Below are 14,183 nucleotides of genomic sequence, written 5' to 3' on the forward strand. Positions count from 1 at the left end.
GGTCGGCGGGTAGGCAAAACCAGCCTGATGCGCATGGTGCAGCAACGCCTGGAAACACGCCTCAACGCCGGAGAGCAGCCGATTGTGGTGCCGCTCTTTATGGATATTGAACTGGATCCGCCCACCTCGGCTGCCGATTTCTTCGAGCGTTTGGTCAACCGCCTTGCGCAATGGCAGGCGGGGGTCGTCGGCAGTCTCGAGCCGCTCCCCCCGATCGATGAAACCAATCCCGCACTGAGTTTTGCTGAATCCTTTAAAGAACTCTATCGCCGCGTGCAGCCCGAAGTCGGCGGGGTAAAACTGGCGATACTGATTGACGAGTCTGAAAAATTTCATCGCCCAAGTTGGGCGCACAGCCTCGAAGATAACCTGCGCTCGCTGCTCTCCAACGTCCCCGGGGTGAGCGGGCATATCGGCCTGATTATGACGGGCAGCGTTCAATTCTACAAAGGGATGGCGGCGGGAGGTGGGGGATCGCCGCTGCGCAATGTGCTGGAGGAAGAAATCAAATTGCCAGCCTGCTCAGCGGACGCGCTGCGCGAGTTGATTCAGGTTCCCACACAGGGGGCTATCTCCGAAGCGGTTGCCAACGAAGTCATCCGCCAGGCCGGGGGGCACCTGTTTTTGGGACAATATCTCATGCGACAGCTTTGGCAAGCCGGGCTGGAAAATGCCAATGTGCAAGCAGTGCGCGCCGCCGCGCTGGAATTTGCAGACCGGCGCCGCGATTTCGAAAGTTGGCTGGAAGCGCTGGGCGAAGAGGGGGAAAAGGTTTATGGCTATCTGGTTGAGCAGAGCGAACCGCGCTCGCGCGGCGAGATCAGCGCCGCCCTGAACATGGAGCGGTTGGATGTTAAAACCGCCATTGATGTGCTCACATTCCATAATCTTATCGAAATGCCGCGGCGCAAATATCAATATCGCGGCGAGATGTTCCGTGCCTGGTTCACTGACAGCATTGCCGAAGATGTTGAAGAATCCCAGCCTGTTGAGCTATTTATCTCCTACGCCCATGAAGACGAATTGCTCTGGGAGAAGCTTAAATCACATTTAGCCAGCCTCCGCCGCCGTAAACTGATTGACGCATGGTATGACCGCCAAATTGTGCCTGGGCAAGAATGGGCCGCTGAAATTGATGAAAATATCAATTCCGCGCAGATTATTATTTTGCTCATCAGCGCGGATTTTATGGAATCGGATTATTGTTATGAGGTCGAAATGCAGCGCGCCATTACCCGTCATGAAGCAGGTGATGCGGTGGTAATTCCGGTAATTTTACGTCCCACCGATTGGGATGGTGCGCCCTTCAGTCGCCTACAGGCCTTGCCCAAAAATGCCAAACCCATCACAGAATGGGAAAACCTGGATCGTGCTTTTTTGAATGTGGTGGAAGGCTTGCGCATGGCACTTGCCCAATTGGGGAGTGAAGATGAATAAAAATGATAGTAGTGCGCGGCAGAACTCAATAGCATCTGATTTGCAGCTTGGGCGCAACGGTCAAAGTACGATAGCCCAGATAGATACCTGGCGTGCTGACGCGATTAATATTTTGCTGGTTGTCTCGGCAATTGTTTTCGCGCCAGCAATTATTGCCTGGGGGTGGAATTTTAACGCCTCCACGACCGAAAAGGGCGCTTTCTTTTTTTATCTGGCGATATTTATAGTACTGGTTGGGCTGGCATATTTTCGCCAGCTTGATTACCTGATACGCGCCTGGGGGTTTCTATTTCTCACCTATATTACAGGTACGGCGGCTCTGTTTCTTGGCGGATTGGCAGGTGATGGGCGCATCTACCTCACAGCCCTGCCCGTAATCGCTTCAATTTTGGTCAATAAGCGTGCGGGCGCTGCCATTCTTGTTGCCAGCATGCTCACCTTTGCATTCGCGGGATATTCTGCTCACCGGGGATGGATTGCGGACATACTGCTGTTTCGCGAAAACCCTCTGGATACAGCTATTTGGTTGCAAGAGGGAATTGTAATGGCAGCAAGTTTGGCAATGGTCCTGGTTTTGCAATGGAGTTTCAATAAATTCCTAGAAACTACTGCGGCGAAGAATGCCCAGATGTACGAACAAATCAAGTCTTTTGCTGATGAATTGGAACACCGTGTCGATGAGCGTACCGCCGAGCTAAAGACGGCCTACGACACGTTGAGCGCCGCAAAAAATGAAGCCGAGCGCGCCAATCTCGCCAAAAATGAATTTCTATCGCGTATGTCACACGAGTTGCGTGCTCCCATGAGTCTGGTGCTTGGTTTTGCGCAGTTGCTTCAGATGAATCAAAAAGAACCCCTCACCCCACAGCAGCAAGAAAATATCGGTCACATTCTTGGCGAGGGAGAACATCTACTGCGGATGATTGATGAAGTGCTCGATTTTGCACGCATTGAAGAAGGCCAAATTTCTGTCTCGCTGGAAAACGTAGATGCAGGAGCAGTCTTGCAGAAACTATATTATCTGATTGCGCCATTGGCTGCGCCCAGTCAGATAGAAATTAAGCTCGATGAATGCGCGCCAGAGGCGCTTTTCGTGCGCGCCGACCCACAACATTTGCATCAAGCAAGTATTGCTAAATTTGCTCTCCAACGCCATCAAATACAATCGCCCGGGCGGGACTGTTACTATTTCGAGCCAATGCCCGGCGCCACAAAAGATTCGTATTGTCGTAAGCGACACGGGTGTTGGCATACCGGAGGAAAAATATGACAAATTATTTACGCCGTTTATGCGCCTGGTTGACGAACCCAGCGAAGTTGAAGGCACTGGGTTAGGCCTGGCACTCTCAAAGCGCTTAATGGAGTTGATGGAGGGAGAAATTGGGGTTGAAAGTACGCCTGGGCAAGGTTCAGCATTTTGGATTGAACTCCCATTGCTTGATCCATCCGAAATTTCTTTGGAAACAGGTGCTCGCTCAGTTATACCCAATGGCTATAGTCCGCCGCCTAGCAAAATACTGTATATTGAAGATTATGTTGCAAATTATGAGCTAATTCGACAGGCGTTGGCCGATTTTCCTCAGGTACAGTTGCTTTGGGCCAAAGACGCTCAAACGGGGATGTCGATGGCAGATCAGCAACAGCCCGATCTCATTCTCCTCGATTTACAATTGCCCGATATGCACGGCTATAAGGTGTTGCAAGAATTGAAGCAAACCGCAGGTACGTGCGACATCCCGGTGGTAATCATTAGCGCTGATGCAAACCCCCATCAGGAAAAATATCTAATAGAAGCCGGCGCACTTGATTTTCTGACCAAGCCGTTTAACTTGAAAGCGTTGATTCGCAGTATTCAGGCTTGGTTAGCATAAAACGAATGTGTTATAATCGGCACAAATGGCGATGAAAGAGACTGTTGCCAGGAATAATTGTTGTAGTTAAATTGGGCTTGCGAAAATTAACCAAGAGGGGTGTAGTTTTTGGTTATTGGGTTTCATTAACTTCTCCGCACGCTTGTTTACTTGAAATTCCCTCAGAGTAATTCTGAGATGCCCGGGCGTTGATCATTCCATGAATGACCACCCGGTTTTTGTGTGGCACTAATTCGTTATTGGAGGCTAGTTTTGACTCGAGTAGATTTAAGATCAAATGAATCGCAACAATCTTTATTAAAACGATTTCGAAGGAAAGTTGTCCGGAGCGGCACCCTGGGTGCAGTGCGCCGCAAGCGTTGGTTTACATCAAAGAGTGAGTTGCGCCGTATCCAACGGAAAAAAGCCGTACGCCGCCAAAAACGCCTTCGCCAAAATCAGCGCAGAAAAAAAGGATAATTACATCTGGCGGAGTTCAATAATGGCAGACGACGACAGATTCACGATTGGTAATTGGGTTGTACATAGTCGTTACGGCGTTGGCAAGATAAAAGAAATCGCTGAAATGACTGTCTTTGGCCGGAAAAATGGCAAGGAAGAGTGCATAAAAGTGGTCACAAAAGATAGTGAATACTGGGTGCCACTGTCGATTTGTGATAATGAGCGTATTCGCCCCATTTCGTCGCGCCAACAATTTGCAACAGCTCTGAAAACATTGACAGTGCGCGGGGAACATGTGGATATGCACCACAATGCCTTTGTGCATCAAATTGATCAGGCCTATGCCGATGCATCTCTGGCGACAATGATGACGATTGTGCGCGATCTATTTGGGCGCAATCGCGAGAAAACGTTAAACAGAAAAGAAGAGCGCTCGCTAAAGCTCTTTGCCAGTAATCTGGTTCACGAATATTCACTTTGCATGGGGGTGGATGTAGAAACCGCACAGAAAGCTATTTTTGAATTGCTGGCCGATGAAACCCGCGCTGCAAACTACAGTTATATTTTTGGAGTGGCTACCTTAGACGATATTAGCACAGCAAACTAGTGGGGATTATTCTCGATCTAGCCATAATTCGCGGTATTGCCGATTCCAATCTTCAAAGAAGCGCAGGGCGATTACCAGTCCGGTGGTTGCCCCAATCCAGATGACGACGCTGGGGAATTTGAGTAACCAGAACACTGGGGCGAGCATCAGCCCGGTGAATAGCGCCCCGCGGGCGGAGTGACGGATAACAAGCACCAGGCTGAGCAATAGCCCCAAAGCAGCAGCAAACCCCAAGGGGTATACTGCCAAAAGACTACCCCCTGTAACAGCCAATCCCATACCACCGCGAAACTGCGCGAAGACCGGCCAACAATGCCCGGCCACGGCTAATCCCGCGGTCAATGCAATTGCCCAATCGGGGAGCCCGGTGCGCGCGGCCAGATAAACCGGGATAAACCCCTTGCCAATATCCAGCGTCAAGACCAGCACCCCCCACACCCATCCAGCCTGCCGAATGGTATTGGTGGTGGTGACATGCCCAGATCCTCCATCGCGAATATCAACTCCCTTGACGGTTCGCGTCACCCACAAGGCAAAAGGCAGCGAACCCGATACATAACCAAAAAGTGCAAAGAGTAGAATGTTCATATTATTGTTTTTGCACGACAACCCAGGCAATATAGCCATCGCGTTCGATATGGGTTTGGGCATTGAGGCCGTTGAATAATTGCGCAATTTGGGGCGGCGTGAGAAAGTGACTGCGCATGAGGGCCAGTTTTTCAGCCAATGCAATTAGCTTGACAGCAAAGGTGCGCAGATCGGGTTCCTCAATGACAAGATAACCGCCGGGTGCCAGTACCCGCCACAGTTCCCGAGCGGTTTCTTCCTGGTCGCAAACATGATGCAAGGCATCGATCATAATAATGCGTTCAAAATAGCCATCCGCAAAGGGCAATCTTTCGCTATGCGAACAGGTAGCCAGCAAACGATCTTTTTGCTTGGCTTGCCGTAGCATATCAAAGGACAGATCGGCGACAACCACCTGGGAAGCCTTTGCGCTCATAAACTGGGCAACTCGCCCTGTGCCGCCGCCTGCATCGAGCAGTGCGCCCGATGTGGGCAACTTGGCCAATTCCCAGAGATATTCTGGGGGTTTGGGCTGGATAAATTTCTCGTAAACGGGTGCTAAGATGCTGAAGTGATCAAACATGGATATTTTTTCCTTGTCGGAATATTTTTATTGAATTGCGTAAGCTTGATTACATGAATAACAGCGCCGCGCCGCGGGCCAATAACGCTGCTGCGAGAGCAATAATGACTGTCAATCCTGAGATGATGAGCATATCACGGCGGCCAAGTTCGCGGCGCAGTGCAGCCAGCGTTGCCAGGCATGGTATATAAAACACCACAAATACCGTAAAAGTTATCATTTGCACAGGATTCAAGGCCGCCGAAAAATCGGTGACGTTGAGCGCCTGCCGAAGCATGAGCAGCGATAGCTCTTTGCGGAAGATGCCAAAGATGAGCGGTACGCCCACCTCGGGGGGAAGCCCCAAGCCCCAGGTGACAGGCCGCACCAGCATATCCAGCCAGCGCGCCAGATTGAGGCGGTCAAAAATTGCCAACGCCACGCTGCCGACGATCAAGAGCGGCCAGGCCTCTACGATAAATTCACGAATGCGAAACCAGGATTTATGCGCAACGGTCTTCCAGGTGGGCATGCGATAAACGGGCACTTCGATAATCAACCCTGGGGCGCCTTCAGGGAGCCTGCTGGAGAGCAAGCGTCCTGTGAGAGCGATGACAACCAGATTAAAAATATAGATTGCCAGCGCGATTTGCGGGCCAAGATAAAAAGCCACCAGCCCGAAGACAACCGCTAACCGCGCGGCGCAAGGAACCAGCGTTGCCATTGTGGCCGCCAAGAAGCGGTCTCTGCGGTTTTCCAGCAGCCGCGTCGACATCACTGCGGGCACATTGCAGCCATAGCCCAGAATGAAGGGCACAATCGCCTTGCCGTGCAATCCCATACGGCTCATTAGCGCATCTACCAAAAAGGCCAGCCGGGGCAGATAGCCAATATCTTCCAGTAAACCCAGTCCAATCAGGAAGGGCAGCAGGTAAGGCAGTACAATCGCAACACCACCAGCGATTCCCTGAATTACGCCGGTGAGTAGTTGTGCTCCGAAGGTTTGCGGGCCAACCCATCGGGCGGCTTGCAGGGCCAGGGCATCAAATGCGGCGAGTAGCGGGGCCTCGATAAGACTACCAACGCCGTAGACAGTTTGAAAAAAGAGCCACAGGATCACTCCCAGGGCGATATAGCCCCAAAACGGATGCAGGAGTACGTTGTCGAAATGGTCGCGCCTGGTGATGCGAGGTTCCCCGCGCGAAAGTACAGACGCAGTGATTTCATCTGCGCGCTGATGTCTCTCGGCAGTCAGCGCCCAGATAGCGGGCTGTCCCTGGGTGGTGAGGATGTCTTTCTGAATTTTCTCAACAATTGTGCGTGTTTTTGGCGCGTCAACATCGACGCGTTTTAGCAGTTCGGCATTACCCTCCAGTAATTTTATAGCCATTAATTGCGGTCTGAGGGGAGAAGTCTGTGCCCCGCCATTGATTTGAGTTGCAATCGTAGCGATGGCTTTTTCAAATGCGCTACTGTAGTGAATCCGTTGTGGAGGTTCCCCGGCGCGGGCTACGGCCATCGCCGTGGTGAATATGGCCCGCACGCCGCGGCCTTTGCTGGCAATCAGGGGCAGCACATTGACACCGAGAATTTGCTCGAGTTGAGGGCCGTCGATTTTCATCCCCAGGCGTGCAGCTTCATCCATCATGTTCAGAGCCACCACCAGGGGGCGTCCGAGTTCCATCAGCTCGAGGGTGAGGTTCAAGCCCTGAGCCAGGTGCGAAGCATCCAGCACATTGACCACAACATCAATCTCATGGAAGGCCAGATAGTGCATAACCTCACGCTCGGCCGGATTGGAACCCGCCAGCGAATACGTTCCGGGCAAGTCAACCAGGCTGACGACTTCACCGAGTACGCGCACCTTGCTTTCGGTGAAGGTGAGCGTGGTTCCCGAAAAATTTCCTGTTTCGGCCTTGTAGCCCGCGACCTGATTAAACAGCGTGCTTTTACCGCAATTCGGTTGGCCGATTAATGCGAATCGCATTCGTCTTCGGTTTCCTTCACCTGGATTTTGGCGGCAATCCCCCTGCCGATTGCGATGGAACGTCCGTCGATTTCAAGCAACACTGGGCCGCCAAAGGGAGCCCGGCGTATCATGCGGACATAATAGCCTGGCTGCAGGCCAAGCTGGCGTAATTTATTTTCGAGGGTTTCTCCGCCGTTGAAACTAATTACCTGAACCGTTTGCCCGATGGATACCTCTAAAAGTTGCTTTTCGATCATCCGGATGATTACCTGTGCTTTCTTTGTCAGCAGCGAAAAATTTATTGCGAATGGAACGGGAGTTGAACTCAAGCATTATACTCGAAGCGCGCCAAAGCGAATATGATTATTATCACAAATTTCATAATAAATACGGCTATTTTGGCAATATAGGATTGTAAGCGGGAAATTTAAAAAATGGGTGTATGCGGGAACTTTGTGCCGCGAGCACACCCATTTTTCGACATTTTCTTTCGATGCGGCGAAAGCCCTATTGACTGTTAGGATTTTCGGTCAGGGGGTTGATTTGAAAACCAGCGGCAAATAAAACAGATGAGATACCGGCGGTGTGGGGAGTTCAGCGCTTTCGATGAAGTTGATCAGGGTTAAATTCTGGTTGCAATCTGCGTAGGTAGAAAGATAAATGCGCTCGGATACTGGTTTGCCCTGTGTATCTTTCACTTCGAGCCACAGGGTTTGCTGTGAGGCCGCCACATGGTCGGCAAGGTAGATTTCGAAACCGCCGGGGCCATAGGCGCTATCCAGGCCTGTCAGGGCAAGCCCCAAAATCGGTGTTCCCTCCAGCGTACCGCCCGCCTCGACGACAAAATTGATTGCCGGGAGACCATCGATATCAAAAATTTGTCCGGCGATGCCCAACCAGTTGCAGCCTGCCTCGGCATGAACCCAGTTTGGTAATCCTACGGGAGTTCCCGTTTGAACCGTGAAATAACGCTCATAAACGATAGCAGCCGCCATATTTGCCGCGGGCGCAACTGCCGCGCTGTTTTCTGTCGGCGGCAGAGCTGGCGTGGCGGTGGCGGGCAACGGAGTTTCTGCAAGTTCGGGCGTTGCTGTAGGTTTGGGTAATTCAGTTGGCAGGCTGGTTGGTGTGTAAGTCTGGGCGGCTACCGCGTTCAAATCCACAATCGGCGTTGATGTGTGTGTTTCTGTAGGAATCACTTCAGTCGGTACAGTTCCTCCCAAGCAAGCTGCAACGAAAAAGGGTATTGCGATGATAAAAATCAGCATCTGTTTACGGTACATTCATCTCTCCATGTCAGACAGCAAGGATTTTGCTATCATCCAGATCGGAAAACCACTTTGCTCCGCATCATCCGCGTGGTACGAAGTCGAGTACAGAAATCCCTGCGGGATTCGATGCAAGATACTTGCCAGGAATTTGTGTGTCTGTATTATGGCATTATTCACCTTCTTGTCAAGTCGGCGCTTTTGTCGTTGACGCTCCACCTGCTCCGGTGCTAAAATGCGTCAGGAGATTGTTTATGCCGTTACCGAATGTACTCCCCGAACAAATTCTTAGCGCCCTGGCTGGAAAGGAAAATTATCCGTTGGGGACACTGGCCTATTATGGTCCAGACGATCAATCCTGCACGAAAATCATCGCCAGCGTTGTCAACGCCCCCAATGCACGTCCGGATTCTCGAAGCTGGTCTGCTGACAATGTGTGTTCTGATCCGCTGATCGTAGCTGAAATTGGCGCATTTTTCAAGCTTCAGGGAGTATCCGAAGTGGTGATGACAGAAGGTATTATCGGCTGCCCGCACGACGAGGGCATAGACTACCCGCTGCACGGAGAATGCCCACAGTGCGCCTTTTGGCTCACCTCAGACTAAAAAAGTAGGCTTATGAGCGATATTATTTCATCCGTAAAAGGTACCCGCGATTTTTATCCCCGCGAAATGGCTGTGCGCACCTGGCTCTATAACAAAATGCGCCAGGTGTCCGAATCGTTTGGCTACCAGGAATATGAAGGCCCGATACTGGAAACCATTGACCTTTATGCCGCCAAATCGGGCGCAGAACTCGTCAAAGAGCAATCGTTTGTGTTCCCTGACCGCAGCGGCAACCTGATTACCCTGCGCCCCGAACTCACCCCGACGCTGGCGCGCATGGTAGCCCAGCAGCAACGCCAACTCAATTTCCCCTTGCGTTGGTGGTCGTTTGGCCCTTTCTGGCGGTATGAACGCCCGCAAAAAGGTCGTTCGCGCGAATTTTTTCAATGGAATATTGATCTGCTTGGCGAAGTATCACCCGAAGCCGATGCCGAAATGGTGGCAGTCATGGCTTCGTTTTACCGGTCTGCTGGATTATCTTCTGAAGAAGTCACAATTCTGGTGAACAATCGCCGGTTGATGGATGCCGAATTGGGGAAACTTGCCCTTACGGGGGATCAGCGTGGCGATGTGATTCGCCTGATCGATCGGCGGGACAAGCTCGCGCCTGAGAAGTGGCGCGGATATGCCCTGGAATTAGGATTATCCCCGGAGCAGTTCGACCAACTTCTGGTTCTGTTAGATAATCGCCAACTCTGGCAGGAATCGGACGAATTAGTGCGTTTCTTCAATGCGGTGGATGCCCTCGGGGTGCGCGAATATGTCCAGTTTGACCCCCAAATTATCCGCGGCCTGGATTATTACACCGGCACGGTTTACGAAGGTCGCGCCACCACACGAGATATTCGCCGAGCCGTGGCCGGGGGTGGCCGCTACGATAACCTGCTGGCCGAAGTCGGCGGCGATGCGCTGCCCGGCACCGGGTTTGCGATGGGCGATGTTGTTATTGCATTGCTGCTCGAAGAAACCGGAAATTTGCCCGACAATCTGGCAGTTTCTCCGGCTGCGGTGCTGATGACGATTTTTGACGATGATACGCTGCTGGCATCCTATCGGGTTGCTGCCGAACTGCGCAGCGCAGGTCTGAATGTGGTTTGCTACCCTGTACCTGCAAAATTGGGCAAGCAATTTAAATACGCCGACCGCATTGGGGCGCGCATTGTTGTTGTGCTTGGCCCCGATGAATTAGCCCAAAAACAAGTTACGATCAAGAACCTGAGTCAGCGGGAACAGTTCACTGTTTCGCAAACAGATGCGCCACAAATCATTCGAAAAATCCTTGATATAGAAAAATCTGTATGATAAAATACAGCCCGCTATGGCGGATGTAGCTCAATGGCAGAGCACCGCACTGTGGCTGCGGTGGTTGCGGGTTCGACCCCCGTCGTCCGCCCAAACGAAAACACGGAAGCTGAATGCTTCCGTGTTTTCGCTTAAATTTGGAAGCCCTTTCCTAAGGCCTGCGTCCGCCGCGCCCACCACCCGGGCTAGGGATCGATGGCGCCGATGGGGGCGAAAACTCGGGCCGGTCGGGTACGCTGAAATTAGGGACGTTGCGTATAGAGCCTTCTAAAGCGCCAAGATTGTTGAGGGCATTAGGAGTTTGACCAAGCGCTAGATTATTGGTGATATTGCCGATATTCCCGGCTAAATCTTGGAGTTGGGGGCCGCCGTGGGCTTGTAACCCGGCGACTGCGTTAGCGCCAAATTGGGCAATGTCGAAAAGTTCTATCTGCGAGATGGAGTAATCGCCCAATGCATTACGAACGGCGTCGGCGAAATTGAGTGTTTCGTTTAAGGCTGCCAGACGATCCTCGGGGATGAAATTGGCCGCAATTTCCTGAACGCTTTGTAATCGGGTAGCGCGGTCGCCTTGGATCGCATCGGCCCAGGATTGCCATTCGGGGGCGATATTCTGGATATTTTCCGCAGTTCCCTGAGCTGCGGTGATGATCCCGTCGATGGTTTCCTGGCGCACTTCCATGCCGGCGGCGAGCGTTTCTGCTGCTGCAACCGTCAGATTGGTGATTTCGGTCATCGCAGCGGCCATTTGAGAGAGATCGTCTTCCACCGCTTCCAGCAGGTAAATAGTCTCATAAGCCAGTTCGGCATACAGGCCATAGTAAGCGTAGATCAATTCTTCGGTCATATAAATCAGGTCGTCTGCGTAATAGGCGTAGTATTCAATTTGCTCGATTTCTTCCTGCGTCAATGTGCCGTCCGACGAAGCTTCTTCGACATAATATACGGTTTGTTCAGTGGCTGTTGTGGCTTCGGTGATGGCTTCATCGATGGCCTGATTGAATTCTTCTTCCGTCATAAGCAAGTATTCTTCTTCAAGTTCTTGCATGGCCTCATCTACGGCTTCGTCCGCGGTCTGGTTGATTTGCGCTTCCAATTCGGCCTGGGCGGTTGAGGTGGCAGCAATCGCGGCATCGATGGTGGCCTGTGTATCTTCGGCTTGCCCCCCAGTGAGGCTCGAAAGACTGCATGCCAAACTTGTAAATACCAGGGCAATCAGAATTAGGACAGATAGTTGTTTGCGGGACATGGACTTTCTCCTTTGTGTGTCGATACGATTGTTCTTCAGTATGGATTATAACTTGATCGGAACTGGACTGACATAAAAACCATTCGGTGAACGTAGTGTCACTGTAAACTGGGTGGTCATTCTACGCCCCGGGATTGGTTTGAAGCGCCAGGTTTGCATGACCGTAGCAATGGTCAGTACGCCAACCATCCAGGCGAAGTGTTCGCCAATGCACAGGCGCTGCCCGCCCCCAAAGGGGAAGTAAGCCATCTTCGGGCGCACAGCGCGTGCCGCGGGCAGCCAGCGTTCGGGCTTAAAAAGATCAGGGTTGGGGTAGAAGCGCGGATCATGGTGTGTAACCCACTGACTGAGAAGCACCGTTGCTCCCTGGGGAATGGGATACCCACCCAGGGTAATCGGTTGTTGAGCCTGTCGGCCCATGATCCATGCCGGGGGGAACAGGCGCATGCCTTCGGTGAGCGCCATTTTCGTGTAGTCCAATTGGGTGTAGGTTTCTGCCGAGGGGCTGCAACCCGCTAGAACGGAGTCCAGTTCAGCGCTCAATTTCTCGGCGATTTGCGGATATTGTGCCAGCAGGTAAAATGTCCAACTCAGCGCGCTGGCAATGGTCTCATGTCCGGCGAGAAAAAACGTCATCACATGATCTTGAATTTGCTGTTGCTCTAGCGGACACCCTTGCCCATCCGTAGCGTGGACGAGTTTCGAAAGCATATCTGCCTGCTCGACACCGTTTTTGTGTCCGGCGATCGCGGTCTCGATGAAAGCCGCGAGATGGGCGTGTGCCTGCTGGAATTCTCGCTTGCCGCGTTTAGCGCGGACACGGCGCAACGCCGCATTGGGTGTGGTGAGTTGGTTGAAGCGGGTAAGCAATACCTGTATAGCATGGCTGAGCGCTGGAGCCTGTGCGTCGATGCTTGTGCCGAACAAGGCCTGGGCGATAATATTCATGGTCAGGCGTGTCATTTCGGCAGACAGGTCAAGTGGCTGATTGGCTTGCCAGCGCAGACTCATTTCTTGGGCCAGTTGAGTGATATGGGGGATGTATTTGCTGATTTGCTCCCGATGGAAAATGGGCTGCATCATGCGGCGCTGCTGGATATGCGCCTCGCCTTCTGCCGTAAGCAGACCGTTGCCCAATAGTTGGCGGGAATTCTGTAGGACGCGCCCCTTGGTGAAATTGCGCTGCTGCGTGATGAGCACTTCCTGGATAAAATCGGGGTGATTGAGGAGGTAGATATGCTGCCTGCCCAGCATAAAATGGACAATATCGCCATATTGTGCGGCCAGATTCAAGAGTGTATCGGGGAGGTCAGCAAATGGTCTGCCGATGAGTTGCCACGGAAAGGGGAGTTTGGGTCCGGGTGGATATGTAGTTTGAGCCTGGATGTGCATATCGTTCTCCTTGTTGCGTGCCTATAGTATAGGCGCGGCGACATGCTTTGGCATCCTGCGCAGGGAGGATTTTGTTAACCTACTTTTGGAGGGGTTATGAGTTTGGGTTCCGTCGCGTAATGAAAAAATCCCCCATCTGTTTTCTCGCTCGTCGCCAGGTTATCTTGGAATGTCTGGCAAATCATCGGCCTTAATCAGGCCATAGCGCACGGCCAGGAGAGCGGCCTGGGTGCGGTCGTTGAGGTGCAGCTTGCCCAGTATCGTGCTGACATAGCCCTTAACGGTAGTTTCAGCGACGACCAACTCATCGGCGACTTCTTTATTGCTCATGCCGCGCGCCAGGCAGCGCAGCACATCAGTTTCACGGGCGGTTAGCGCGTCCAGAGGATTTTCGGGAGCAGGCATGCGTTGCATTAAACGACGTGCGATTTTGGGGTGTAGTTGTGGTTTACCCGCCGCCGCGCCGCGGATCGATTTTACCAAATCGTCTCCGCTAATGTCTTTGAGCAGGTAGCCGCTGGCCCCGGCTTGTAAAGCGGCAAATAATTCGGGGTCATCGCCGAAACTGCTTAGTACGAGAATGGCGATATTTGGATGCGCGGCATGGATCACCCCCGCTGCCTGAATGCCATCCATCTCGGGCATTTTGACATCCATCAGAATCACATCGGGCTGTGTCGTCTCTGCCAAATGAATGGCTTCTTTGCCATCGGCGCCCTCGCCAACGAACTCCAGGTCACTTTCGCCCTGGATCGTCATGCGCAAACCCTTGCGGACAATTTCGTGGTCGTCGATGATGAGTACGCGTATCATTTTGAAGCCTTAAAATTTTAAAATTCTGCATTGGTCAACAGAAGCTTAAACTGGGTTTCTATTGGCTATTTGCCGCATCTGTTCAAGCTGCTCTTGACGA

Annotated in this window: 14 protein-coding genes and 1 tRNA gene; 7 read left to right on the forward strand and 8 right to left on the reverse strand. The window is 52.2% G+C overall.

The genetic code is table 11. From position 1 onward, the window contains the following. The 4 genes from HN413_16500 to HN413_16515 form a co-directional block, all read left to right on the forward strand. Positions 1–1,437 (forward strand): TIR domain-containing protein (locus tag HN413_16500; GenBank protein MBT3392001.1); only part of this gene is annotated, 1,437 nt, incomplete at its 5' end. 1,139 nt (positions 1,438–2,576) lie between these two features. After that, positions 2,577–3,308 carry a response regulator gene (locus tag HN413_16505; protein ID MBT3392002.1) on the forward strand — a complete coding sequence of 244 codons (732 nt, stop codon included), beginning with the start codon at positions 2,577–2,579 and terminating at the stop codon, positions 3,306–3,308. Positions 3,309–3,560: 252 nt separating this feature from the next. Beyond that, a complete protein-coding gene (rpsU, locus tag HN413_16510) occupies positions 3,561–3,767 on the forward strand; it encodes a 30S ribosomal protein S21 (GenBank protein MBT3392003.1) in 207 nt (68 codons plus the stop codon). Between the two features lie 22 nt (positions 3,768–3,789). After that, a complete protein-coding gene (locus HN413_16515; GenBank protein MBT3392004.1) occupies positions 3,790–4,356 on the forward strand; it encodes a hypothetical protein in 567 nt (188 codons plus the stop codon). 6 nt (positions 4,357–4,362) lie between these two features. Here HN413_16515 and HN413_16520 read toward each other — a convergent pair whose 3' ends face one another. From HN413_16520 to HN413_16540, 5 genes are all read right to left on the reverse strand, one after another. Continuing rightward, the gene (locus HN413_16520) at positions 4,363–4,944 is read right to left on the reverse strand and encodes a glycerol-3-phosphate acyltransferase (protein MBT3392005.1); all 582 of its coding nucleotides are present in this window, start codon (positions 4,942–4,944) and stop codon (positions 4,363–4,365) included. A gap of 1 nt (position 4,945) precedes the next feature. Beyond that, a complete protein-coding gene (locus HN413_16525; protein MBT3392006.1) occupies positions 4,946–5,506 on the reverse strand; it encodes a class I SAM-dependent methyltransferase in 561 nt (186 codons plus the stop codon). 49 nt (positions 5,507–5,555) lie between these two features. Further along, positions 5,556–7,472 (reverse strand): ferrous iron transport protein B, encoded by a 1,917-nt coding sequence (gene feoB, locus HN413_16530; GenBank protein MBT3392007.1) that lies wholly within the window; start codon positions 7,470–7,472, stop codon positions 5,556–5,558. Then, positions 7,457–7,711 carry a ferrous iron transport protein A gene (locus HN413_16535; GenBank protein ID MBT3392008.1) on the reverse strand — a complete coding sequence of 85 codons (255 nt, stop codon included), beginning with the start codon at positions 7,709–7,711 and terminating at the stop codon, positions 7,457–7,459. The genes feoB and HN413_16535 overlap by 16 nt, the downstream gene beginning before the upstream one ends. A 273-nt stretch (positions 7,712–7,984) precedes the next feature. Next, positions 7,985–8,737 carry a hypothetical protein gene (locus HN413_16540; protein ID MBT3392009.1) on the reverse strand — a complete coding sequence of 251 codons (753 nt, stop codon included), beginning with the start codon at positions 8,735–8,737 and terminating at the stop codon, positions 7,985–7,987. A gap of 239 nt (positions 8,738–8,976) precedes the next feature. Here HN413_16540 and HN413_16545 point away from each other — a divergent pair, with 239 nt between their 5' ends. The 3 genes from HN413_16545 to HN413_16555 all read left to right on the forward strand — a co-directional run bounded on the left by HN413_16545 (position 8,977) and on the right by HN413_16555 (position 10,720). Then, the gene (locus HN413_16545) at positions 8,977–9,327 is read left to right on the forward strand and encodes a hypothetical protein (protein ID MBT3392010.1); all 351 of its coding nucleotides are present in this window, start codon (positions 8,977–8,979) and stop codon (positions 9,325–9,327) included. A 12-nt stretch (positions 9,328–9,339) separates the two neighbouring features. Next, positions 9,340–10,629 carry a histidine--tRNA ligase gene (locus tag HN413_16550; GenBank protein MBT3392011.1) on the forward strand — a complete coding sequence of 430 codons (1,290 nt, stop codon included), beginning with the start codon at positions 9,340–9,342 and terminating at the stop codon, positions 10,627–10,629. 19 nt (positions 10,630–10,648) lie between these two features. Next, a tRNA-His gene (locus tag HN413_16555) sits at positions 10,649–10,720 on the forward strand. A 60-nt stretch (positions 10,721–10,780) separates the two neighbouring features. Here the strand turns inward: HN413_16555 and HN413_16560 are convergent. The 3 genes from HN413_16560 to HN413_16570 all read right to left on the reverse strand — a co-directional run bounded on the left by HN413_16560 (position 10,781) and on the right by HN413_16570 (position 14,083). Further along, positions 10,781–11,878, reverse strand: a complete 1,098-nt coding sequence (locus HN413_16560; GenBank protein ID MBT3392012.1) for a hypothetical protein — start codon at positions 11,876–11,878, stop codon at positions 10,781–10,783. Positions 11,879–11,923: 45 nt separating this feature from the next. Next, complete coding sequence (locus HN413_16565) at positions 11,924–13,270, reverse strand: cytochrome P450 (protein MBT3392013.1); 1,347 nt, start codon at positions 13,268–13,270, stop codon at positions 11,924–11,926. Positions 13,271–13,429: 159 nt separating this feature from the next. Further along, the gene (locus tag HN413_16570; protein ID MBT3392014.1) at positions 13,430–14,083 is read right to left on the reverse strand and encodes a response regulator transcription factor; all 654 of its coding nucleotides are present in this window, start codon (positions 14,081–14,083) and stop codon (positions 13,430–13,432) included. Positions 14,084–14,183 lie beyond the last annotated feature (100 nt).

The sequence above is a fragment of the Chloroflexota bacterium genome (assembly GCA_018648225.1).
Classification (GTDB): Bacteria; Chloroflexota; Anaerolineae; order Anaerolineales; family UBA11858; genus NIOZ-UU35.